Source organism: Micrococcaceae bacterium Sec5.8 (assembly GCA_039636775.1).
Classification (GTDB): Bacteria; Actinomycetota; Actinomycetes; order Actinomycetales; family Micrococcaceae; genus Arthrobacter.
On sequence record CP143429.1, the window covers coordinates 3,137,600 to 3,158,427 of the forward strand.

A 20,828-nucleotide genomic window follows, 5' to 3' on the forward strand; every position below is an offset into this window, starting at 1 on the left:
ATGCCGCGGGACGATAGCAGGGCAGCGCTACGGGCGCTTCTCCGCGGCAGCAGCAGCCCGGGCTGCCGCCTCAATACTCGCGCGGTGGAGGGCCCATTCCCCTGGCGTCCGGTGCGAGAGGTTGGGGTCACCGGCACTCTGACCGGCAGTTCCGTCGATCAGCTCACGCAGGATATCGGCGTGTCCGAGGTGATGGGCGGTTTCCACGCACATGTGCACCAGTATCTGCTGCAGGGTCACATGCCGGCGCTGCGCATTCCACCATGGCACTTCTCCGACCGCGTCCAGCGGCAGCGCCTCGATCGTGGCATCGCTGTGCCCGGCGGCGAGCCGGTGGAGGTCAATGATCTGTTGCCGGGTCTGGTTTGCGGGCACCCACAGGTCGGCGTCCGGCGCAGCGCCTTCAGCAAGCCACGGCAGTTCCACACCACTTGGCCGGCCGAAGACCTCGCCGAAGTAGCCGAGCTCCACGCTGGCCACGTGCTTGACCAGGCCCAGAAGGTTGGTCCCCGTTGGTGTGATCGGCCTGCGGGCGTCGTATTCGCTCAGTCCGTCGAGTTTTCCGAGCAGGTTGGCGCGCCGTGTCCGCAGGTAGCTGTGCAACGCCGCTTTGTCATCCATGACGGGAACTCTATCGAAGGACTCCCGGACTTCCTCGTCGCCGCCAAGGGGACCTGCGCCGCCGTCGCCCTCAAGAATGCGGGGTATCGACACCGGGAGGGATGCGGCGGAGGACTATCAGGCGCCCGCAGCCGAGGACCCGGCAACGTCAGTCCGGACCCGGGAGAGCGGGTCGACGACGTTCAGCGGACCGGCAAGGGTGCGGGAGACTGGAATCCCCGGATCACGAAGGTAGGACACATTGATTAATCTTCAGCAGGACGCCGAAGGCTTCATCCGCATGAACAGGCACTACCCCGGCAGCACCGTCATCACCGTCACCTTCCGCGATGGATCGTCGGAGGAGTTTTCCGGTCAGCAACTCAACGCCGTCTATGACGAGGCTTTGGCCGCGTTCCGGGCCGGAAACCACCTGGACGCCAAAGGATTCTCCCGGGCGCCGAAAAAGACGGTCCAGCCCGCGCACAAGATCGAGTTCGTCGCGGTGCGCCCCGGGATGAACAAGTAGGCGCGGCCCTTCCATTGACATAGCAGAGCCGGCTAGCTATTCTACAACCAAATGGTTGTAGATCAGCTTTCGGAGACCGGCCTTGACCGCCTGTTCCACGCGTTCGCCGACGCTACCCGGCGGGACATCGTTACGCGGGTGACGGCCGGCGAAGCGTCAGTGTCCAGGCTCGCGGAGCACTACGCCATGAGTTTTGCCGCCGTACAGAAGCACGTGGCGGTATTGGAGCGCGCCTCCCTCGTTACGAAGGAAAAGCGCGGACGAGAGCAGATCGTGCGGGCCCACCACGGGGGCCTTGAGAGGGCTCGACGGCTGCTCGATGAGTACGAGGCCATCTGGCGGCAGCGGGCCGGCCGGATCGCTGAAATTCTCGCAGAGGAATAGGGAGAGTGTCGCCATGACAGTTGTCAGTTCACAGAAGAACGCCGAAGCCCTGAGCATTACCTTCGTCGCCGAGTTCGACGCCGCCGTCGAACGGGTGTGGCAGGTCTGGGAAGACCCTCGCCAGCTGGAGCGCTGGTGGGGCCCTCCCACCTGGCCCGCGACGTTCGAAAGCCACGATTTTGCTTCCGGAGGCAGCGCCAGTTATTACATGACCGGGCCCGACGGCGGGAAGAGCCGTGGTTGGTGGCGGTTCACGGCAATCGAGCCGCCGCACCGCCTTGAGTTCGATGATGGTTTTGCCGACGACAACGGCGATCCGGTCCCCGACATGGGCACGAGTCACGCCGTGATGAGGCTTGAAGCGGTGGACCACCGCACCCGCATGACCATCGTTTCGACCTTTGATTCAGCGGATGCACTGGAAAAGGTTCTCGCCATGGGGATGGAGGAGGGAATGAGGCAGGCGCTCGGCCAGATCGACGCCATCCTCGCCGGTTCGACGGTCGGCTGACCCCGCCCGGGCCGACTAACCCGCAAAAACGCCCCCGTCTTGCTTCACCGGCAGGACGGGGGTGGATTGCGGGTCAGGTCCTAACGACGACCCTAACCGCCGAGGATCTTCGCCTTTTGGGTCGAGAACTCCTCTTCCGTCAGGATCCCTTGCGCCTTCAGGGCTCCGAGTTCCTTGAGCTGCGCGATGGCCTCGTTCGAGATTCCGCCGGCGGCAGGCGGTTGCAGAGGCGGGGCCGCCTCCTGATACACAGCCTGCTGCTGCCCCATCTGCGCCTGGTATGCCTGCTGCTGCTTGGCAGCGATCTCGGCGTCCCTGTCAGCGAACCTCGACGCCTGCCGGCGCTGGACGCGGCCGCTGACCGCTGATGCGGTCCCGGCAACCACTGCGGTCCGTGCCATACCCCTTAGCAGACCCATAATCTCTTTCCTTCCATCGTGTCTTACCGGTCAGGAGACGGGCGGCGCAGCGTCCAGGGCTTCAAGCGCTGCCATCACGTCCGGCGCAGGGATCCGCACGCTCGCCACCAGCTCGCCCCCACCGTCCCGGACGGCAGCCACAAAAGGTGCCGCCCAGATATTCTCGTAGACAATCAGTGCGGCCAGGTTTCCCGGAAGAATCGCAGCCGCCGCTTCCGCGATTTCCTCTTCACCGAGAAGGCCCGAATGCGCACCATCAAAGAATGCGAACGCTTCGGCCGGACCGCCCGGGTCGCTGAGTTCGAGCACTTCGACCGTGCCGGCCTCGTTCTTCGCGACCACGAGGAAATCGAACAGCCGGATAACGCCTTGATCAACGAGCCGCACCAGTTCTTCTCCTGCCCGTTCCGTCAGCCCTTTCATAGGGAACTCGAGGAGCACAAAGTCGACGGGACCGTGGGCCTCTGTCTCCGGAGTGGTTGTCACGGGCTTCTCCGTTCTGTTGTGAGCGAGGCATCGGCGCCCGCCCACTTTCCGACGGCACAGGCCGGGGCCGCAGCCCGCACCCAAATACGGTCGACGCCGGCGCCGCGGGTGGGCGGGATCATTCACCTTGTCGTGCCAGGTGGATCCTGTGACCACTACAGCGCCAATAGGGGGCCGCCGCATCATCCCCTGCGGGTGAGTCCACGCTTCCGGACTGCGTTCCCGGCTGGTGAATGGCCGCTCCCGGGCAAAGAAAAAGCCTCCGGAACCTGGGTTCCGGAGGCTTTTCAAGGGTGGCAGATGAGGGATTCGAACCCCCGTAGGCGTTGCCAGCTGATTTACAGTCAGCCCCCTTTGGCCGCTCGGGTAATCTGCCGAACTTCAAAAGAAGATCACACGCGGTCCCCATGCTCAGAACGCCTGTTTCCAGGACGTTCCGCTTCCGGTAACCGCGGGCAAGACAACTTTACAGAACTTCCGCCGAAGAATCGAATCGGCGCCCGGCAGCCGAGAAAAGCCCGGATGTCAGCCCTCAAACTCAGGACTCACCGAGGATGCGATCGGCGAGTTTTGATTCGAACTTCGCGGCCTGCTCCTGCGTGATCTGGTTCAGCTGCACCGCCCGGGCAAGGTCTTCGTGCACGCCGTCCAGCCGGGATGAGGCATCCGCGGCCGGGCTGAAGATGATCGAGGCCGCCAGCGTTGCGGCCGCGACCGACGTCGCGGCCGCTGCGATGCCGCCGGCCGCTGTCGCGGTGGAGCGGATGACGTACCGGACGGCCTGGTTTGGCATGAGCTGCACCTTTCGAGTGGATCTTCCCGCCCGTGCAACTTTGCCGTCCGTAGCTTCGTACCCGCCCTGACTCAGCTATGAGCGGACTGTGAATCGGGCAGCGCTCCGCCAGCCGTCACATCGCAGGCATCCGTACTAGGCTTGATTGCAGACACCACAGCCCTTTTCCGGCACCCCCCAACCATCAGGAGGACAGTCATGGCAGGCGAATCTACATTCGACGTCGTCAGCAAGGTCGACAAGCAGGAGGTTGCCAACGCGCTGAACCAGGCGCAGAAAGAACTGGTCCAGCGCTACGACTTCAAGGGCGTCGGCGCGGAGGTCGACTTCAGCGGCGAGAAGATCCTCATGAAGGCCAACTCCGAAGAACGTGTGCTTGCGGTCCTGGACGTGCTGCAGTCCAAGCTCATCCGCCGCGGTATTTCGCTGAAATCCCTCGATACGGGCGAGCCGTACCCCTCCGGCAAGGAGTTCCGGCTGGAGTCCACCATCAAGGAGGGCATCGCCCAGGACCTCGCGAAGAAAATCAACAAGCTCATCCGCGACGAAGGTCCCAAATCGGTCAAGTCGCAAATCCAGGGCGACGAGCTCCGGGTGACATCCAAGTCCCGCGACGACCTGCAGGAAACCATGAACCTGCTGAAGGGCTTCGACGAGGCCGACCTGCAGTTCGTGAACTTCCGCAGCTAGCAGTTCATCGCGGCGCAAAGGGCCTCACGCGGAGAAAGAGGGTTGCCGCTACTGGCGTTCCGGTAGCGCCAGCCCTTTTTCGCATCACTGAGCCTCTTACGCACCATGGGAGCAGCCGGGTTCCAGCGTCACCCCCGACGCCGGGACCCGGCTTTTTGCGTCCCGGCGTTTGCGGTTCACGGCGGGGTTGCCACGGCTCGCGTTCGGGCGGCTGCGGCGGCTGCTGGATCTCAACCCGTACCGGCCGGCGCCTGACCGGTGCACACGGACCGCCGGATAATTAGGTCACGTCTTATTTTCGTATTTCGGGGAGTAGGGGCTACCTTTGTTCTTAGGCAACCCTTACTTAGCTACCTTTACCCGAGAGCATCACTATGAGCGCGAACTTCCTGATCGGCCTCCGAGAGGGCCTTGAAGCCGCCATGATCGTGGTCCTGCTGCTGGCCTACCTGGCGCGGACCGGACGAAGGCACCTTGTTCCCCGCATCTGGGCCGGCGTTGGCCTGGCGGTGGCGGTCTCCATCGGTTTCGGTGCCCTCCTGACCTTCGGCCCGCGTGGACTCACCTTCCAGGCCCAAGAGGCGATTGGGGGCAGCCTGTCAATTGCTGCCGTCGCACTCGTCACCTGGATGGTCTTCTGGATGGCCCGCACGTCGCGCACCCTCGGCTCCGATCTCCGCGGCAGGATCGACAAGGTCGCCGACGGCGCCGCCTGGGGCCTCGTCGCCGCCGCTGCCCTGGCCGTGGGCCGGGAAGGACTGGAAACGGCCCTCTTTCTCTGGGCCGCGGCCCAGTCGGCCGGGCAGTCGTCCTCACCACTGCTGGGAGCCATCCTCGGCCTGGCCGCGGCCACCGGGCTCGGCTACCTGCTCCACCGAGGCGCCCTGCGGGTCAATCTGGCCAAGTTCTTCACGTGGACCGGGGCAGCGCTCATCGTGGTGGCCGGCGGTGTCCTGGCGTACGGCATCCATGACCTTCAGGAGGCCGGCCTGCTCCCGGGCCTGCAGTCCCTTGCCTTTGACGTGACGGCGGCGGTGCCGCCCTCGTCCTGGTACGGCACCCTGCTGAAGGGAACGCTCAACTTCTCCCCCGCCACCACCTGGCTTGAGGCCAGCGCCTGGATCCTCTATGTGGTGCCGGTGGTGGGGCTCTACCTTTACTCATACCGCCGCAGCCTCCGCCGCACCCCGGGGGAAACGGCCGTCCCGTCAGTCTCCGCCGCGGCCTGACACCCCAGTCCGCGCCTCTCCGCCCGCACCACCGCCCGCACCCCGAAGGATCCCCATGACTGCCCTCCGCACTTCCCCGCGCCGTTTTCCAGCCCGGCTCGGGATCGCCGCCACCGCGGCGCTGCTACCCTTCACGCTCGCCGCCTGCACCGATAACGCAGCGCCCGCTGCCTCCACGGACGCCGCAGCGATCACCGTTTCCAGCACCAATGGTGCGTGCGCGATCTCGGCAACCGAGGCTCCAAGTGGCAACTTGACCTTCGCCATCAAGAACGACGGCGACCGGGTCACCGAGTTCTACCTCCTCGCCGAGGACGGGCTTCGGATTCTGGCCGAAGTCGAGAACATTGGTCCTGGCATCACCCGCAACCTGGTGGCCACAGTGCCCGCCGGAAAGTACCTCACTGCCTGCAAGCCGGGGATGGAAGGGGACGGCCTCCGTGCCGCGTTCACGGTCACCGGCTCGAACCAGTCCGTCACGGTCGACGACGACGTGCAGAAACTTACTGACACTGCCGCTGCCCAGTACACCGCCTACGTCAAGGACCAGACCGAGCAATTGCTGGCCGGAACCCGTTCTTTCGCCGAGGCGTTCGCTACCGGGGATTCCACGTCCGCCCGTGGGCTGTATGCCTCCACACGCATGCATTGGGAACGGATCGAACCCGTGGCCGAATCCTTCGGCGACCTGGATCCCAAACTTGACCTGCGCGAGGCTGATCTGGAATCCGGGGAAGCCTGGACCGGCTGGCACCGCGCCGAGAAGGATCTCTTCGCCCCGGCAGGCTACACGGCAATGACCAGCGCGGAACGCGCCGCCCTGTCCACGCAACTCGTCGCGGACACTGAGGACCTCTACCAGCGAACGCGCACCCTCACGTTGACGGCGGACAAACTGGGCAACGGAGCCAAGGAACTCCTCGACGAGGTAGCCACCGGCAAGGTGACCGGCGAGGAAGAGATCTGGTCGCATACGGATCTTTGGGACTTCCAGGCGAACGTCGACGGCGCCCGGATCGCCTTTGAGAGCCTTAGCCCCGCCCTTGAGAAGAAAGATCCTGCTCTGGCCGTGGAGCTCGAGACCAAGTTTTCCGCCCTGCAGACCGAACTCACGACCCATGCCCGAGGGGAGCAATTCGCCCTCTACAACGAGCTGACCCCGGAACAGGTCCGGACGCTCGCAGCCCTGGTGGACACCCTGGGCGAACCCCTGTCCCGGCTGACTGCAGCCGTCGTCCTGTGAGTACGGTATCCCGCCGCGGCATCCTGTCCCTGGCCGGAGCCGGCGGTATCGGTGCTGCGGCGGGTCTCGCCGCCGGAATCATCGGCTCGGACGCCGCCGCGGATCACGCCGAGGTGCCGCCGGCCGACACGGTGCCCTTCTACGGCGAGCGCCAGGCCGGCATCACGACCCCCGCCCAGGACAGGCTCCACATGGCGGCCTTCGATGTCCTGACCGAAGACCGCGCCGAGCTCATTACCCTGCTGAAGGACTGGACGGAGGCCGCCGCGGACCTGACGGCCGGCAAGGAAGCCGGAGCCACCGGCGCGGTGAACGGGCCCTATGACGCTCCTCCGGAGGACACCGGAGAAGCGATGGGCCTCGCCGCCGGGCGGCTGACGCTGACCTTTGGTTTCGGTGCCTCCCTCTTCGAGAAGGGTGGCAGTGTCCGCTTCGGGCTGGAAGGCCGCCGGCCCGCGGCCCTTATCGACCTGCCGCATTTCCCCGCCGACCAGCTTCAGGAGCAACGGACCGGCGGGGACCTCGTGGTCCAGGCCTGCTCGGACGATCCCCAGGTGGCCGTCCACGCCATCCGCAATTTGGCGCGCATTGCCTTTGGGAAGGCGCAGGTGCGCTGGTCCCAGCTCGGCTTTGGGCGCACAGCCTCAACCTCGCGCGCCCAGCAGACGCCACGCAACCTGTTCGGTTTTAAGGACGGCACTAACAACGTGAAGTCTGAGGACGCCGGGCTCCTGAACGACCACGTGTGTGTGCCCGCCGGGGCGCGTGTGCCGGAAGCCTGGATGGAGGGCGGCAGCTACCTGGTGGCACGCCGTATCCGGATGCACATTGAGGTCTGGGACCGGACCTCGCTGCGGGAGCAGGAAGGCCTCATCGGCAGGACCAAGTCCGAGGGCGCCCCATTATCCGGCGGGACCGAGTTCACCGCCCCGGACTTTACTGCCAAGGGCCGGGCCGGCGAACCACTGATCGATGCGAGTTCCCATGTGCGGCTGGCGCATCCTTCGCATAACAACGGCGTGCACATGCTGCGCCGCGGCTACAACTACACGGACGGCTCAGATGGACTGGGGCATCTGGACGCCGGGCTCTTCTTTATTGCTTTCGTCCGGGATCCGCGCACCCACTATGTGCCAATGCAACTGGCCATGGCCCGGCAGGACACCCTGGCCGTGGAATATCTGGAACACACAGGTTCCGGCCTGTTTGCCGTCCCCCCGGGTGCGCGGCCCGGCGGCTTCGTGGGCGAGCGACTCTTCGCCAGTTGAGGCGCCGGCGCCGGGCTGTGGGCTCAAACCGACCCAGGACGGCGGCATCGGCTGCTGCGCCGTGGCAGAGAGCTCCCGGACGATCGGGACAAGCTGCGGCGCCTCGGCTTCCGTTACCGGATAGCTACGGTACCGGGTTCCGCGCGTCATACTTCGGGAAGCCTGACTGCCAGTGCGCCGCAGCCCAGGCCACGGCGATGCACAACAGCCCGCCCCACAGCAGTACCCAGCCTTCACTCAGGATTTTAGTCGCACCGCCCGCCAGCATGTCCCCCACCCGCGGGCCGCCCGCCACCACCACGACGAACACGCCCTGCAGTCTGCCGCGCAGGTGGTCCGGTGCTGAGGCTTGCAGGATGGTGGTGCGGAAGACGGCACTGACCGAGTCTGCGATGCCCGCCAGCGCACAGCACAGCGCGGCGGGCAGCAGCCACCACGTCACTCCGCCGGCGCCGGCGTTCCCGGCGAGGACCACCACCAGGCCAAAACCGGCGATGGAAGCTCCCCAACCCATGACCGACCAGACGACGGCGGCTCCCTGCCGCCGTACCGCCCCGAGCGGTCCGGAGAAGAGGCCGGCGAGGAACGCGCCGACGGCGGTGGAAGCCAGCAGGATTCCCACCGTCGTTTCACCGCCGCCGATCATCACGGCGCCGATTGCGGGCAGTAACGCCCGGGGCTGGGCCAAAATCATGGCGACGAGGTCGATGACGAACGTCATCCGCAGGTTGGGGCGTGTGCCCAGAAAGCGGAAACCTTCGAGGACGGACCGCAGCCCGGCCGGCCGCGCGTGTTCGCCGGGCGGCATGGCGGGCAGCCTCAGCAGGACCCACAAGGCGAAAACGAACGTGCCGACGTCGATCGTGTAGGTCCAGGCGAACCCCACGGTGGCCACGAGCAATCCTGCCAGCAGGGGCCCGGCCGTGAGGCTGAGGCCGAAACTGATCATGCTCAGCGCGTTGGCCGCCGGCAGGAGTTCCTTGCGGACCAGCACCGGAATGATGGCGCTGCGGGCCGGCTGGTTGATGGCCTGCGCGCCGCTCTGCACAGCGACCAGGACGTAGAGCAGCCACACATTTCCCAGGTGCAGCCAGGCCTGCAGGGCGAGGCAGACGGTGGTCAGCCACAGCACCGAGGAAGCCAGCAGCGCCACCCTGCGGCGGTCGTGGGCATCCGCGATCGCACCGCCCAGCAGGCCGCCGAAAATCAGCGGGACAAGGGCAAAGATGCTCAGCAAGCCGACGTAGAGGCTGTCCTGGGTGAGCCGGTAAACCTCCAGGCTGACGGCCACCAGGGTCAGCTGGCTCCCCAGGGCTGCGACGGCGGATCCCAGCCACAGGCGACGGAACGCCGGGCTTTCGCGCAAGGGCGTAATGTCCGCCAGATATTTCCCCACCGGGCAACTCTAGTAGGACACTAAGGCAACTAAGTCACACCTTATTGTGAATTGCTAAAAATAAATGCTTGAATGAGGGCATGACGGATTCGGCAGGCACCCACGAGGCATGGGCCGGCGCCCTGCGTGCCCACGGCCGCCGGGTGACCAAACAGCGGCTGGCGGTGCTCACCGCCGTCGAACATCACCCGCATTCCCCGGCCGAGCAGATCCTCGCGGCCGCCCGTCAGGATCTTCCCGAGCTGACCGCCCAGTCGGTCTACGTGGTCCTGGGTGATTTGACCGATCTGCACATGCTGCGCCGCTTCGAACCCCCGCACTCGCCGGCCCTGTATGAGACACGGGTGGGCGATAACCACCACCACGCCGTGTGCATCAGCTGCGGCCGGGTGGAGGACGTCGAATGCGCCGTGGGCCACGCCCCCTGCCTGACCCCGCACTGGGACGCGAACGCCACGCCTATGACCATCCAGATCGCAGACGTGCTGTACCAGGGCGTCTGCCAGGACTGCCAGCGCAGCCAACAACTTCCCGCCGAACGTAAATAAGCACAACAAGAAATAGGAGAACGATGACTCAGAACATTTCTGCGCCCGCAGTGTCCACGACACAGTCCGGTGCCCCGGTCACGTCCGATGCCCACTCGCAGTCCGTCGGCGCCGACGGCGCGATTATCCTCACCGATCACTACCTGATCGAAAAGCTCGCGCAGTTCAACCGTGAGCGCGTGCCGGAGCGTGTAGTCCACGCCAAGGGCGGCGGTGCCTTCGGTACCTTCACGACCACCGAGGACGTTTCCCGCTACACCAAAGCCGCATTGTTCCAGCCGGGCACCGAGACGGACATGCTCATCCGCTTCTCTTCCGTCGCCGGCGAGGCCGGCTCCCCCGACACCTGGCGCGACCCCCGCGGGTTCGCCGTGAAGTTCTACACCACCGAGGGCAACTACGACCTCGTCGGCAACAACACCCCGGTCTTCTTCATCCGCGACGGCATCAAGTTCCCGGACTTCATCCACTCGCAGAAGCGCCTCCCGGGCAGCCACCTGCGCGACGCGGACATGCAGTGGGACTTCTGGACCCTGTCCCCCGAGTCCGCCCACCAGGTCACCTGGCTCATGGGCGACCGCGGCCTGCCGGCCTCCTGGCGTGAAATGCAGGGCTACGGATCGCACACCTACCAGTGGATCAACGCCGCGGGAGAGCGCTTCTGGGTCAAGTACCACTTCAAGTCCAACCAGGGCGTCAATTCCATGACGGGCGACGAGGCAGAGGCACTGGCAGGCGCCGACGGCGACTTCTACATCCGCGACCTGCAGGAAAACATCGCGGCCGGAAACTTCCCGTCCTGGGACCTCCACGTCCAGGTCATGCCGTACGAAGACGCCAAGACGTACCGCTTCAACCCGTTCGACCTGACCAAGGTATGGCCGCATTCGGATTACCCGCTGATCAAGGTGGGCACCATGGAGCTTAACAAGAACCCGGAAAACTACTTCGCGCAGATCGAGCAGGCAGCCTTTGCGCCGTCGAACTTCGTGCCGGGCATCGCCGCGTCCCCGGACAAGATGCTGCAGGCCCGCATCTTCTCCTACGCGGACGCACACCGCTACCGCGTGGGCACCAACCACGCCCAGCTGCCGGTCAACCTGCCCAAGAACCAGGTCAACAACTACAGCCAGGACGGCCAGGGCCGGTACCAGTTCAACGCCCCGTCGGTTCCGGTCTACGCACCGAACTCGGTCGGCGGCCCGGCTGCTGTGGAGCCGCAGAGTCCGGCCGGCGGCTGGGAGAACGACGGCGAGCTGACGCTCTCCGCGCACTCCCTGCACGCTGAGGACGGCGACTTCGGCCAGGCAGGCGCCTTGTACCGCGAGGTGTTCGACGACGGTGCCAAGGCCCGCCTGCTGGACACCGTCACCGGTGCCGTCAGCGGTGTCAAGAACGCCGGGATCAAGGAACGCGCCATCCAGTATTGGACCAACGTCGACGCCGGGTTCGGCGCCAAGCTGCGCGCCAACCTCGGCGCCGGCCAGGTCGAGTCCGACGCCGAGGCCGCCAACAAGGTCTAACCGCCCAGCAACAGTCCTGGCCGGGCGCCCCGGCTTTGCAGCTGTTACGCCCCGCAACGGATGTCCTCCCCGGACGTCCGCGGCGGGGCGTTTTGCTGTTTTCCACTTCGGCGTTTCCTGCCCTCGCCACGACGCGCGCCGGGTCCATAGGATTCGGGCATGACCACATTCGCAGGCATTCCGGATGACGCCTTCCGGTTCTACGCAGACCTTGAGCAAAACAACAACCGTGACTGGTGGCTGGCGCACAGGGCAGCCTACGACTCCGCAGTGAAAGGGCCGCTGACTTTGCTGCTTGCCGAGCTGGAACCGTCCTTCGGTGCGGCCAAGCTCTTCCGGCCGAACAGGGACATCCGGTTCTCGCTGGACAAGTCGCCGTACAAGACTGCCCAGGGAGCGTTCGCCTCAACTGACGACGGTGTGGGGTTCTACATCCAGCTCAGCGCCGACGGCCTCCTCATCGGGGGCGGCTGCCACACCCACACGCCTGCCCAGCTGACGCGTTTTCGCAGCGCCGTCGATGCGCCGGCCAGCGGAGAGGCCCTGCAAGCGATCGTTGACGCCATCGAGGCTGCCGGCTTTGCTGTGGAGGGCGACAGCCTCAAAACTGTCCCCCGCGGCTTTGACAAGGGCCACCCCCGGGCGGACCTCCTCAAACACAAGTCCCTGACCGCGGGTGTCAACGTGGGCCAACCCGGCTGGCTCGCGACCCCCGGGGCGCCAGCTGAAGTGGCCCACCGCTGGGCGGAACTGCGGCCCCTGGTGGAGTGGATCGGCCGTTACGCCGCCCCCTGACCGGCAGCGGCGAGGGTCCTGTCCATCAGCGAGGCACCAGCCAAGGCACCACGCCTCTGCTGTCGCTTCGCGGACCTGTGCTCGACCATCTCATCCCGCCGTCTTCCGGGTTCTGCTCTTCTGGGTTCTGTCCGGGCTCGAAGCCGGTGGTCGCGGGACAATACCCGAAAGCGAGCCGTCCTGACGCTGTCGGTGGACGGCTCGAAGCCTACCGCCGGGAACGGACCATCTGTGGCTGGCCTGGGGAGCCTCGAAGTCACCGGTCCAAAATGTCACAGGTGCCCGTTAGTCTGTTTCCATGGACGGCAAGAAGGGACCCGAAAGGGTCCGGCCAGGGCAGGTCACGGTCACGGAGGTGGCCCGGTTGCTGGCGGCCGTCCGCCCGTCCGACGGCGGTGCTGGGCTGATCTGCCAGCTCCGGGAACTTGAGGACCTGAAGTCCGCCGCCGCGGCACTGCAGGCAAGAGTCACGGTCGCGTCCGACCTGTACCAGCGCCGTGAACAGCAGAAACTCGGGGTGCCGGCCGGGGAGCTCGGTGCCGGGGTCGGTGCGCAGATCGCCCTGGCCCGCCGCGAGTCCCCGGCCAAAGGCGGCCGGCTCCTGGGCCTGGCGAAAGCACTCGTCACCGAAATGCCCCACACCCTGGCCGCGCTGGAGACCGGGCAGCTCAATGAATGGCGCGCCACCCTCCTCGTGAAGGAGACCGCGTGCCTGCCCGCCGCGGACCGGGCCGCCGTGGACGCCGAACTCGCCCCCGACACCGGAACGTTCGAGGGCGCCGGAGACCGCGCGCTGATCGCCGCTGCCCGGACCGCCGCCTACCGGCGCGACCCGCGCTCCGTGACCCAGCGCGCCAGCCACGCGGTGACCGAACGGCACGTCAGCCTCCGCCCGGCCCCGGACACCATGTGCTACCTCACCGCCCTGCTCCCCGTCGCCGCGGGCGTTGCCGTCCATGCCGCCCTGACCCGGCACGCTGACACCGCCCGCTCCGGCGGGGACCCCCGCACCCGCGGACAACTCATGGCCGACGCCCTGATCGAACGCACCACCGGAACCCCCGGCGGGCTAGGCGGGATCGAGATCCAGCTCGTCATGTCCGACCGCACCCTCTTCCAGGGCGACAGTGAACCCGCCCGCCTGCCAGGCTACGGAATCGTCCCCGCCGGCTGGGCCCGGGACCTCCTCACCGGCACCGGCGGGGGCACCGGCGGGGGCACGGGCACCGGCAGGGGCAACGAAGCCCCCGCCCGCGACACCTCCGGCGACGCTGCCGGGCAAAAGGCGGGCATCGCCGCCGGGGAGAACGAGCTGAGCGTCTGGCTCCGTCGGCTCTACACCGCCCCCGGCACCGGCACCCTCACCGCCCTGGACTCCCGCGCCCGGCTCTTCCCGCCCGGGCTCCGCCGCTTCCTCACCCTCCGGGACGACACCTGCCGCACCCCGTACTGCGACGCCCCCATCCGCCACTTCGACCACATCACCCCCTGGCACAGCGGCGGAACCACTATCGACACCAACGGCGCCGGACTCTGCGAAGCCTGCAACCACACCAAAGAGACCCCCGGCTGGTCCGCACAACCGCGCCCCGGACCAACGCCCGGCCGCCGGCACACCCTCGACCTCACCACCCCCACCGGCCACACCTACCAATCCACCGCACCCCCGCTACCGGGAACAAGCGCCAGAACAGCTGCCGGTGCCGGGACCGGTTCCCGCTCCGATGGTGGGGCCGGGGCTGAAAACACGAAACGGGACCCGGCCGCGGCCGCGGGCCACAAGCTACGCCGAACGTATCGCCGCGAACACCGCCAACGGGCGACGACACTCCTCCGTGGCCGGTCGAATAGCCAGCTCCCTGCATGAACAAACGGACCGAGTGGGCGCCGGCGCCGCCGTCGCCGGCGTGCCGGTGGCGTCAGCACCGGATGCACAAAACCGCCCGCCGATCCGGGGATCGGCGGGCGGTTTCGGGCGGGCTGCTGGATGATGCAGCAGCCCCCCAGGCAACGCGGCTAGGAACGCGTGAGCGTCTGCAGGTTTTCGACTGCCGCCTCGGACTCGGCAGCGTTCTTATTGCCTGGCCCGTTCACAGACGCCTTGGCCTCGGCGAACTTCTCGTTCAGGCGGGAGTGACGCTGGCCGTAGGAGAAGTAGATGGCCACGCCGATCACGAGCCAGCCGGCGAAGAAGATCCAGGTCTCCACGGCCAGGTTGGTCATGAGGTACAGGCAGAGGACCGCCGAGACAACCGGGACCACTTTGCCGAACGGGACACGGAATGCCGGTTTGAGGTCCGGGCGCTTCTTGCGCAGCACGAGGATGCCCAGGCTGACCGTCACGAACGCGGACAGCGTGCCGATGTTGATCATTTCTTCCAGGAGGTCCACTTTGGTGAGTCCCGCGACTACCGCCACGGCGGCGCCGCAGATGACCTGGAGCCGGACCGGCGTCGCACGGATGGTGCTGGTCTTGGACAGGGAGCGGGGCAGCAGCCCGTCGCGGCTCATGGCAAGCACGACGCGGGAGAGACCCATGAGCAGCACCATAATGACGGTGGTCAGGCCGATCAGGGAGCCGAAGGCGATGACCTTGGCGGCGTCGGTGTTGCCGACGGCTTCGAACGCCGTGGTGAGAGTGGGGTTCTCCGCCTCGGCCAGCTTGGTGTACGGGACCATGCCGGTGAGCGCGAGCGACACCAGGATGTAGAGCACGGTCACGACGGCCAGGCCGCCGAAAATGCCGCGGGGCAGCGTCTTCTGCGGGTTTTTGACCTCCTCCGCCGACGTGGCCACCACGTCAAAACCGATAAACGCGAAGAAGACCAGCGCAGCCCCGGCGAAGATGCCGAGAGTGCCGTACTGCGCGGGGGCGGCACCTGTGAGGAAGCCGAAGAAGGACTGCTTCAGGACGTCGGCGGTACCGTTGCCGCCGGTCGGCTGGGAGGCCGGGACGAAGGGGGCGTAGTTCTCGAACTTCACGTAGCTGAAGCCCACCACGATGACAAAGAGTACGACACCGATCTTGATCAGCGTGAAGATGTTGCCGACGCGGGCGGACAGCTTTGTCCCCAGCACCAGCAGCACGGTGAATACAGCGACGATCAGGAAGGCGCCCCAGTAAAGGTCGACGCCGCCCAGCGAAATCGACGGCGGAATGTCTACGCCCATCAGCGCGAACACCTTGCTGAGGTAAATGCCCCAGTACTTGGCGATTACCGCACCGGCGGTGAACAGCTCAAGGATGAGGTTCCAGCCGATGATCCACGCCAGCAGCTCACCCATGGTGGCGTAGGTAAAGACATAGGCGGAGCCGGCCACCGGGATGGCTGTGGCGAACTCTGCGTAGCACATGATGGCCAAGGCGCACGTGACGGCGGCGATGGCGAAGGAGAGGGTGACGGCCGGGCCGGCGAAATTCGCTGCAGCCTTCGCGCCCACCGAGAAAATCCCGGCGCCGACGGCAACGGCGACGCCCATGATCATCAGGTCCCAGGAGCTGAGTGAGCGCTTCAGCTTGCGTCCGGGTTCATCGGCGTCCGACATGGACTGCTCGATTGATTTGGTCCGGAATAGGTTCATAGCAAAGTCCATAATCTCGGTAGCTGGTTGGAAACAGACCTATCCATAGTAGTGTCCATCCACTGGATGGTCTGTCCGATTCCAGATAGTGAGACGAAAGGGCGGGTCGTGCAGGCTTCCCTGCACGACCCGCCCGCGATCCATCCACCCGGTTCCAGACGCGCTAGACCGGCCAGTCCATCAGCTTGGACCGGATCAGGAACCGCTTGCCCTCGGGGGCCTCCACCGAGAAGCCGCTCCCCCGGCCCGGCACCACATCCACTGTCAGGTGGGTGTGGCTCCAGTAGTTGAATTGTTCTTTTGACATCCAGAACTCAACCGGCTGGGGCTGCAGGCCATCGGAGATGTCGAACAGGCCGAGCTGCACGTCCGAGTCCCCCGTGATGAACTCCCCTGCGGGGTAGCACATGGGCGAGGAACCATCGCAGCAGCCGCCGGACTGGTGAAACATCAGTGGTCCGTGTTGGCGCCACATTTTGCGCAGGAGCTCCACGGCCACCGGGGTGAGCGCCACCCGGGAGAAATCCTCCCCGGGGAGAGTCACTGCGGCGTCGAGGTTTGTCGGGGGCATCAGAGTCCTTTCCGTATCAGTATTTGATAACCACACGGCCGTCGATTTTGGCGTGCTTCATTTCGTCGAGGACGGCATTGACGTCCGAGAGCTCCCGGGTTGAGACGGTGGGGTGGATCTTGCCCTGGGCATAGAAGTCCAGGGCCTCCTCCAGGTCCTGCCGGGTTCCCACGATGGAGCCGCGGACGGTCAGGCCTTTGAGCACAATCTCGAAAATCGGCGCCGGAAAGTCACCCGGCGGAAGGCCGTTGAACACAATCGTTCCGCCGCGGCGGGCCATCCCGATCGCCTGGCCGAATGCTGACGGGTGCACCGCAGTAACCAGGACTCCGTGGCAACCTCCGGTTTCGCGCTGGATGACTTCGACGGGATCTTCGTGCAGGGCGTTAACGGTCAGCTCCGCGCCGTGTTTCTTGGCCAGGGCGAGCTTGTCGTCGGCGATGTCCACCGCGGCAACCCGGAGGCCCATGGCGACGGCGTATTGCACGGCGATGTGTCCCAGTCCGCCGATGCCCGAGATCGTGACCCATTGGCCGGGCCGCGCTTCGGTCATCTTCAGGCCCTTGTACACGGTCACTCCGGCGCAGAGGACGGGGGCAACCTCGACGGGGTCCGATCCTGCCGGGATTCTGGCCGCGAAGCGCGTGTCCACCAGCATGTACTCGCCGAAGGAGCCGTCGACGCTGTAGCCGGCGTTCTGCTGGGCTTCGCAGAGGGTTTCCCAACCTGTGCGGCAGTACTGGCAGTCACCGCACGCGGACCAAAGCCAGGCGTTGCCGACGAGATCGCCAACGGCCAGGTCGGTCACGCCTTCGCCGAGGGCAGCCACCTCGCCGACGCCTTCGTGGCCGGGAATGAACGGCGGGGTCGGCTTCACGGGCCAATCACCTTCCGCGGCGTGAAGGTCGGTGTGGCAGACGCCGGTGGTGAGGACCTTGACCAGCGCCTGCCCCCGGCCCGGCACAGGAACGGGGAGGGTCTGGATCTGCAGGTCCTTACCAAATTCGGTTACTACTGCTGCCTGCATCGTCGTCGTTGTCGTCGTCATAGCGAAATCCTTGCGTCATCATGCGTGGGGTGTGACTGAAGGGTTTGTGCAGAACGCGGGGCGGATCAGTGCTGATCCGCCCCGCATAGGACTGTTGCGGTTTAGAAGAAGCCGAGCTTGTTCTCGTTGTAGCTGACCAGGAGGTTCTTGGTCTGCTGGTAGTGGTCCAGCATCATCGAGTGGTTCTCACGGCCGATGCCGGAGGACTTGTAGCCGCCGAACGCAGCGCCTGCAGGGTAGGCGTGGTAGTTGTTGACCCACACCCGGCCGGCCTGGATTTCGCGGCCGGCACGGTAGGCGACGTTGCCGTTACGGGACCAGACGCCGGCGCCGAGCCCGTAGAGGGTGTCGTTGGCGATGCCCATGGCGTCGTTGTAGTCGCTGAAGCGGGTCACGGACACCACCGGGCCGAAGATCTCCTCCTGGAAAATCCGCATTTTGTTGTGGCCCTCGAAAATGGTCGGCTGCATGTAGTAGCCGCCGGCCAGGTCCCCGGGCATCTCGGCCCGGGCGCCGCCGGTGAGGATCTTGGCACCCTCCTGCTTTCCGATGTCGATGTAGGAGAGGATCTTCTCCAACTGGTCGTTGGAGGCCTGGGCGCCGAGCTGGGTTTCGGTGTCCAGCGGGTTGCCCTGGATGATCTTCTCGACCCGGGCGACGGCGTCGGCCATGAAGGAATCGTAGATGTCCTCCTGGACCAGGGCCCGTGACGGGCAGGTGCAGACTTCTCCCTGGTTGAAGGCGAAGAGCGTGAACCCTTCCTGGGCTTTGTCGTAGAACGCATCGTCGGTCTTGTCGGCGACGTCGTTGAAGAAGATGTTAGGGCTCTTGCCGCCCAGTTCGAGCGTGACCGGGATCAGGTTCTGGCTGGCGTACTGGCTGATCAGGCGGCCGGTGGAGGTTTCGCCGGTGAACGCGATCTTGCGGATCCGGGGGCTGGAGGCCAACGGCTTGCCCGCCTCGACGCCGAAGCCGTTGACGACGTTGAGGACCCCGGCCGGCAGGAGGTCGCCGATCAGTTCCATCAGGACCAGGATCGAGGACGGGGTCTGCTCGGCAGGCTTGAGGACGACGGCGTTGCCGGCGGCGAGCGCCGGGGCCAGCTTCCAGACCGCCATCAGGATCGGGAAGTTCCAGGGGATGATCTGGCCGACAACGCCGAGCGGTTCGTGGTAGTGATAGGCAGTGGTGTCCTCGTCGAGCTGGGACAGCCGGCCTTCCTGGGCGCGGACGGCGGACGCGAAGTAACGGAAGTGATCGGCTGCGAGGGGGATATCCGCGTTGAGGGTCTCGCGGATCGGCTTGCCGTTGTCCCAGGATTCGGCAACGGCAAGCATTTCGAGGTTCTCGTCGATGCGGTCGGCGATCTTGTTCAGGACGGCAGCGCGCTCGGCGACGGAGGTCTTGCCCCAGGACGGGGCGGCCTTGTGGGCGGCGTCCAGGGCGAGCTCGATGTCCTCGGCGGTGCCGCGGGCCACCTCACAGAAGACCTTGCCCGTGACCGGGGTGATGTTCTCAAAGTACTGGCCCTTGACCGGGGCAACCCACTCGCCGCCGATCCAGTTCTCGTAGCGGTCCTTGAAGGTGACCTTCGAGCCCTCGGTACCGGGCTGTGCGTAGACAGTCATTGCAGCTCCTTTGCTGTGCAAGATTGATAGCGGCCAGTTGGTGGCGCCGCCGATGCGTTCAGCTTAGGAGTCGGGAGGTTGCAGTCAGGTTGCAGTGGGCGTGACCGGGATCACCGTGCTGCGAATTGTCCGGCTCATGCGCCCAGTTCTGCCTCAAGCCGTTCCAGGTCGGCGACGACGGCAGCCCGCTTGGGTGAGCGCAGTGGCAGGAGTTTCAGGGCCGCCGCCCGGACCTCGACGTCGTCCTTGGCCTCGGGGAGCCCGGCGTACCTCAGCAGCGACTCGGCGCTGCCGTCCGTGAGGACAGCATCCCGGAGCAACGAGGAGACCCGGTGCCGCAACTCGATGATCCCGGGAGCCTCGGAGCGGGGCAACACGGCGCCGCGGTAGATTTCCAGGGCGATCCGGTGGGCGCCGCGCTGCAGACAGTTCAAGACCTGGCCTGAGTCGGGAACCAGATCCAGCGGCAGCCGGTAGGGGCGGGACTCCGGGACAGCATCCGGGTTCAGCTGCTGGAGGACCTTGCGGAGCCGGACCATCTCAGCCCGGAGCGTCATGGTTGAGGCGCTGCCCGGGTACAGGAGCGTGCACAGCTCCTCCGCGTTCAGGCCTTCCGGATGCGTGCTGAGCAGAGCCAGGATTTCGCTGTGCCGGGCGGACAACGGCACAGTGCGCCCGTCAATACTGAGCAGCGCCTGGTCTCTGCCGAGGAGTTGCAGGCTGTTGCGGTACAGGCTGCCGGCCCCATCCCTGCCGGCCGCCCCGGCGGGGCCCCGGCGCCGGGCCGGAGGAGACTGATGCGCGGCAGCGAGCTGCAGCCGCTCAACGCGGAGGTGCGCCTGGGCGGCGGCCACCGTTGCCTCGACGAGCGAAAGCGCGTGCGGTGCGACGGCGGATTCCGTCCCGGTGATGTCCACGACGCCCAGCAGGGCGCCCGAATCGGGATCGTGGAACGGCACGGCTGTGCAGCTCCACGGGTGGACGGAACGCTTGTAGTGCTCTGCGCCGGAGATTTGAATACCGCGGCCCAGGGCCAGGGCGGTGCCCGGCGCGCTGGTGCCCACGGTGGCCTCGGACCAGTCGGCGCCCGGCACGAACATCATCCGTTCCGCCCGGCGCTGCATGGCGGCGTCGCCTTCCACCCAGAGCAACCGGCCAACCTCATCGCCCACGGCCACCAGCATGCCGCTGTCGTGGCTGGGCAAAACCAGGAGCTTGTGGATCACGGGCATGATGGCGGCCAGCGGATGCTGGCGCCGGTACTCCTCAAGTTCGTCGCGGTCCATGGCCAGCGGGGCTTCCGGGTTGTCCGGATTGGCCCGCAGCTCAGCGGAGCGGCGCCAGGACTCCTGAATCAGGCTGCTGAGGCCGGGCAGTTGCACATCCTCGGGAAATTCGGATCTCCTCGAGTCCAGCTGCTCGTGGCCGGCCCTGGCATACTGCTGGCGCAACGCTGCGGGCAGCCCGCCTGCCGGCGGGTACAGCGGTGCCGGATGGATCACTTTCGTCATCGAACTCCCACCGGACGGGCGCAACGGCGTGCCGGAGGCAACCATAGTCGTTTCAGTGTAGTGCGGGGTCCGGG

Annotated in this window: 22 protein-coding genes and 1 tRNA gene; 11 read left to right on the forward strand and 12 right to left on the reverse strand. The window is 66.2% G+C overall.

Annotated features, from left to right (window positions below):
* Window positions 1–27 precede the first annotated feature (27 nt).
* Window positions 28–621, reverse strand: a complete 594-nt coding sequence (locus VUN84_14370; GenBank protein XAS65871.1) for a DinB family protein — start codon at window positions 619–621, stop codon at window positions 28–30.
* A 117-nt stretch (window positions 622–738) separates the two neighbouring features.
* Complete coding sequence (locus VUN84_14375; GenBank protein XAS63467.1) at window positions 739–861, reverse strand: hypothetical protein; 123 nt, start codon at window positions 859–861, stop codon at window positions 739–741.
* A 1-nt stretch (window position 862) separates the two neighbouring features.
* On the opposite strand from VUN84_14375, the gene VUN84_14380 reads away from it, so the two are divergent.
* Genes VUN84_14380 through VUN84_14390 form a run of 3 tightly spaced genes read left to right on the forward strand, consistent with a single transcriptional unit; the run spans window position 863 to window position 2,024 of the window.
* Window positions 863–1,129 carry a hypothetical protein gene (locus tag VUN84_14380; protein XAS63468.1) on the forward strand — a complete coding sequence of 89 codons (267 nt, stop codon included), beginning with the start codon at window positions 863–865 and terminating at the stop codon, window positions 1,127–1,129.
* 51 nt (window positions 1,130–1,180) lie between these two features.
* Entirely contained in the window at window positions 1,181–1,513 is a 333-nt protein-coding gene (locus VUN84_14385; GenBank protein ID XAS63469.1) for a metalloregulator ArsR/SmtB family transcription factor, read from the forward strand.
* 13 nt (window positions 1,514–1,526) lie between these two features.
* A complete protein-coding gene (locus VUN84_14390; protein ID XAS63470.1) occupies window positions 1,527–2,024 on the forward strand; it encodes an SRPBCC domain-containing protein in 498 nt (165 codons plus the stop codon).
* A gap of 92 nt (window positions 2,025–2,116) precedes the next feature.
* Here the strand turns inward: VUN84_14390 and VUN84_14395 are convergent, their stop codons facing one another.
* The 4 genes from VUN84_14395 to VUN84_14410 form a co-directional block, all read right to left on the reverse strand.
* Complete coding sequence (locus VUN84_14395) at window positions 2,117–2,425, reverse strand: SHOCT domain-containing protein (protein ID XAS63471.1); 309 nt, start codon at window positions 2,423–2,425, stop codon at window positions 2,117–2,119.
* Between the two features lie 48 nt (window positions 2,426–2,473).
* Entirely contained in the window at window positions 2,474–2,929 is a 456-nt protein-coding gene (locus tag VUN84_14400) for a DUF6325 family protein (GenBank protein XAS63472.1), read from the reverse strand.
* 294 nt (window positions 2,930–3,223) lie between these two features.
* A tRNA-Tyr gene (locus VUN84_14405) sits at window positions 3,224–3,305 on the reverse strand.
* 162 nt (window positions 3,306–3,467) lie between these two features.
* Complete coding sequence (locus tag VUN84_14410) at window positions 3,468–3,722, reverse strand: hypothetical protein (protein XAS63473.1); 255 nt, start codon at window positions 3,720–3,722, stop codon at window positions 3,468–3,470.
* A gap of 198 nt (window positions 3,723–3,920) precedes the next feature.
* On the opposite strand from VUN84_14410, the gene VUN84_14415 reads away from it, so the two are divergent.
* The 4 genes from VUN84_14415 (at window position 3,921) to efeB (ending at window position 8,152) form a co-directional block, all read left to right on the forward strand.
* Entirely contained in the window at window positions 3,921–4,412 is a 492-nt protein-coding gene (locus tag VUN84_14415) for a YajQ family cyclic di-GMP-binding protein (protein XAS63474.1), read from the forward strand.
* Between the two features lie 374 nt (window positions 4,413–4,786).
* The gene (efeU, locus tag VUN84_14420; protein ID XAS63475.1) at window positions 4,787–5,641 is read left to right on the forward strand and encodes an iron uptake transporter permease EfeU; all 855 of its coding nucleotides are present in this window, start codon (window positions 4,787–4,789) and stop codon (window positions 5,639–5,641) included.
* Window positions 5,642–5,696: 55 nt separating this feature from the next.
* Window positions 5,697–6,884: an iron uptake system protein EfeO gene (gene efeO / locus VUN84_14425; GenBank protein XAS63476.1), complete on the forward strand. Its 1,188-nt coding sequence runs from the start codon at window positions 5,697–5,699 to the stop codon at window positions 6,882–6,884.
* On the forward strand, window positions 6,881–8,152 hold the full coding sequence (gene efeB / locus VUN84_14430) for an iron uptake transporter deferrochelatase/peroxidase subunit (GenBank protein ID XAS63477.1): 1,272 nt from the start codon (window positions 6,881–6,883) through the stop codon (window positions 8,150–8,152). The genes efeO and efeB overlap by 4 nt, the downstream gene beginning before the upstream one ends.
* A gap of 124 nt (window positions 8,153–8,276) precedes the next feature.
* On the opposite strand, the gene VUN84_14435 is transcribed toward efeB, so the two are convergent.
* Window positions 8,277–9,548 carry an MFS transporter gene (locus tag VUN84_14435; GenBank protein XAS63478.1) on the reverse strand — a complete coding sequence of 424 codons (1,272 nt, stop codon included), beginning with the start codon at window positions 9,546–9,548 and terminating at the stop codon, window positions 8,277–8,279.
* Window positions 9,549–9,628: 80 nt separating this feature from the next.
* On the opposite strand from VUN84_14435, the gene VUN84_14440 reads away from it, so the two are divergent.
* The 4 genes from VUN84_14440 (at window position 9,629) to VUN84_14455 (ending at window position 14,281) form a co-directional block, all read left to right on the forward strand.
* Complete coding sequence (locus tag VUN84_14440; GenBank protein XAS63479.1) at window positions 9,629–10,096, forward strand: Fur family transcriptional regulator; 468 nt, start codon at window positions 9,629–9,631, stop codon at window positions 10,094–10,096.
* Window positions 10,097–10,119: 23 nt separating this feature from the next.
* Window positions 10,120–11,619, forward strand: a complete 1,500-nt coding sequence (locus VUN84_14445) for a catalase (GenBank protein XAS63480.1) — start codon at window positions 10,120–10,122, stop codon at window positions 11,617–11,619.
* A 159-nt stretch (window positions 11,620–11,778) separates the two neighbouring features.
* The gene (locus VUN84_14450) at window positions 11,779–12,414 is read left to right on the forward strand and encodes a DUF2461 domain-containing protein (GenBank protein ID XAS63481.1); all 636 of its coding nucleotides are present in this window, start codon (window positions 11,779–11,781) and stop codon (window positions 12,412–12,414) included.
* Between the two features lie 298 nt (window positions 12,415–12,712).
* Complete coding sequence (locus VUN84_14455; protein XAS63482.1) at window positions 12,713–14,281, forward strand: DUF222 domain-containing protein; 1,569 nt, start codon at window positions 12,713–12,715, stop codon at window positions 14,279–14,281.
* A 149-nt stretch (window positions 14,282–14,430) separates the two neighbouring features.
* Here the strand turns inward: VUN84_14455 and VUN84_14460 are convergent, their stop codons facing one another.
* The 5 genes from VUN84_14460 to VUN84_14480 all read right to left on the reverse strand — a co-directional run bounded on the left by VUN84_14460 (window position 14,431) and on the right by VUN84_14480 (window position 20,754).
* Entirely contained in the window at window positions 14,431–15,996 is a 1,566-nt protein-coding gene (locus VUN84_14460; protein ID XAS63483.1) for an amino acid permease, read from the reverse strand.
* Window positions 15,997–16,159: 163 nt separating this feature from the next.
* On the reverse strand, window positions 16,160–16,567 hold the full coding sequence (locus VUN84_14465; protein XAS63484.1) for a DUF779 domain-containing protein: 408 nt from the start codon (window positions 16,565–16,567) through the stop codon (window positions 16,160–16,162).
* A 16-nt stretch (window positions 16,568–16,583) separates the two neighbouring features.
* Window positions 16,584–17,594 (reverse strand): alcohol dehydrogenase AdhP, encoded by a 1,011-nt coding sequence (gene adhP, locus VUN84_14470; protein XAS65872.1) that lies wholly within the window; start codon window positions 17,592–17,594, stop codon window positions 16,584–16,586.
* 122 nt (window positions 17,595–17,716) lie between these two features.
* Entirely contained in the window at window positions 17,717–19,243 is a 1,527-nt protein-coding gene (locus tag VUN84_14475; protein XAS63485.1) for an aldehyde dehydrogenase family protein, read from the reverse strand.
* Window positions 19,244–19,377: 134 nt separating this feature from the next.
* On the reverse strand, window positions 19,378–20,754 hold the full coding sequence (locus VUN84_14480; protein ID XAS63486.1) for a GAF domain-containing protein: 1,377 nt from the start codon (window positions 20,752–20,754) through the stop codon (window positions 19,378–19,380).
* Window positions 20,755–20,828 lie beyond the last annotated feature (74 nt).

Bases quoted from the DNA above. Each gene is read 5' to 3' on its own strand.
- VUN84_14370 (XAS65871.1), bottom strand. From the start codon at position 621: ATGGATGACAAAGCGGCGTTGCACAGCTACCTGCGGACACGGCGCGCC.
- VUN84_14385 (XAS63469.1), top strand. From the start codon at position 1,181: ATGGTTGTAGATCAGCTTTCGGAGACCGGCCTTGACCGCCTGTTCCAC.
- VUN84_14390 (XAS63470.1), top strand. From the start codon at position 1,527: ATGACAGTTGTCAGTTCACAGAAGAACGCCGAAGCCCTGAGCATTACC.
- VUN84_14395 (XAS63471.1), bottom strand. From the start codon at position 2,425: ATGGCACGGACCGCAGTGGTTGCCGGGACCGCATCAGCGGTCAGCGGC.
- VUN84_14410 (XAS63473.1), bottom strand. From the start codon at position 3,722: ATGCCAAACCAGGCCGTCCGGTACGTCATCCGCTCCACCGCGACAGCG.
- VUN84_14415 (XAS63474.1), top strand. From the start codon at position 3,921: ATGGCAGGCGAATCTACATTCGACGTCGTCAGCAAGGTCGACAAGCAG.
- efeU (XAS63475.1), top strand. From the start codon at position 4,787: ATGAGCGCGAACTTCCTGATCGGCCTCCGAGAGGGCCTTGAAGCCGCC.
- efeO (XAS63476.1), top strand. From the start codon at position 5,697: ATGACTGCCCTCCGCACTTCCCCGCGCCGTTTTCCAGCCCGGCTCGGG.
- VUN84_14440 (XAS63479.1), top strand. From the start codon at position 9,629: ATGACGGATTCGGCAGGCACCCACGAGGCATGGGCCGGCGCCCTGCGT.
- VUN84_14445 (XAS63480.1), top strand. From the start codon at position 10,120: ATGACTCAGAACATTTCTGCGCCCGCAGTGTCCACGACACAGTCCGGT.
- VUN84_14450 (XAS63481.1), top strand. From the start codon at position 11,779: ATGACCACATTCGCAGGCATTCCGGATGACGCCTTCCGGTTCTACGCA.
- VUN84_14455 (XAS63482.1), top strand. From the start codon at position 12,713: ATGGACGGCAAGAAGGGACCCGAAAGGGTCCGGCCAGGGCAGGTCACG.
- VUN84_14460 (XAS63483.1), bottom strand. From the start codon at position 15,996: ATGAACCTATTCCGGACCAAATCAATCGAGCAGTCCATGTCGGACGCC.
- VUN84_14465 (XAS63484.1), bottom strand. From the start codon at position 16,567: ATGCCCCCGACAAACCTCGACGCCGCAGTGACTCTCCCCGGGGAGGAT.
- adhP (XAS65872.1), bottom strand. From the start codon at position 17,594: ATGCAGGCAGCAGTAGTAACCGAATTTGGTAAGGACCTGCAGATCCAG.
- VUN84_14475 (XAS63485.1), bottom strand. From the start codon at position 19,243: ATGACTGTCTACGCACAGCCCGGTACCGAGGGCTCGAAGGTCACCTTC.
- VUN84_14480 (XAS63486.1), bottom strand. From the start codon at position 20,754: ATGACGAAAGTGATCCATCCGGCACCGCTGTACCCGCCGGCAGGCGGG.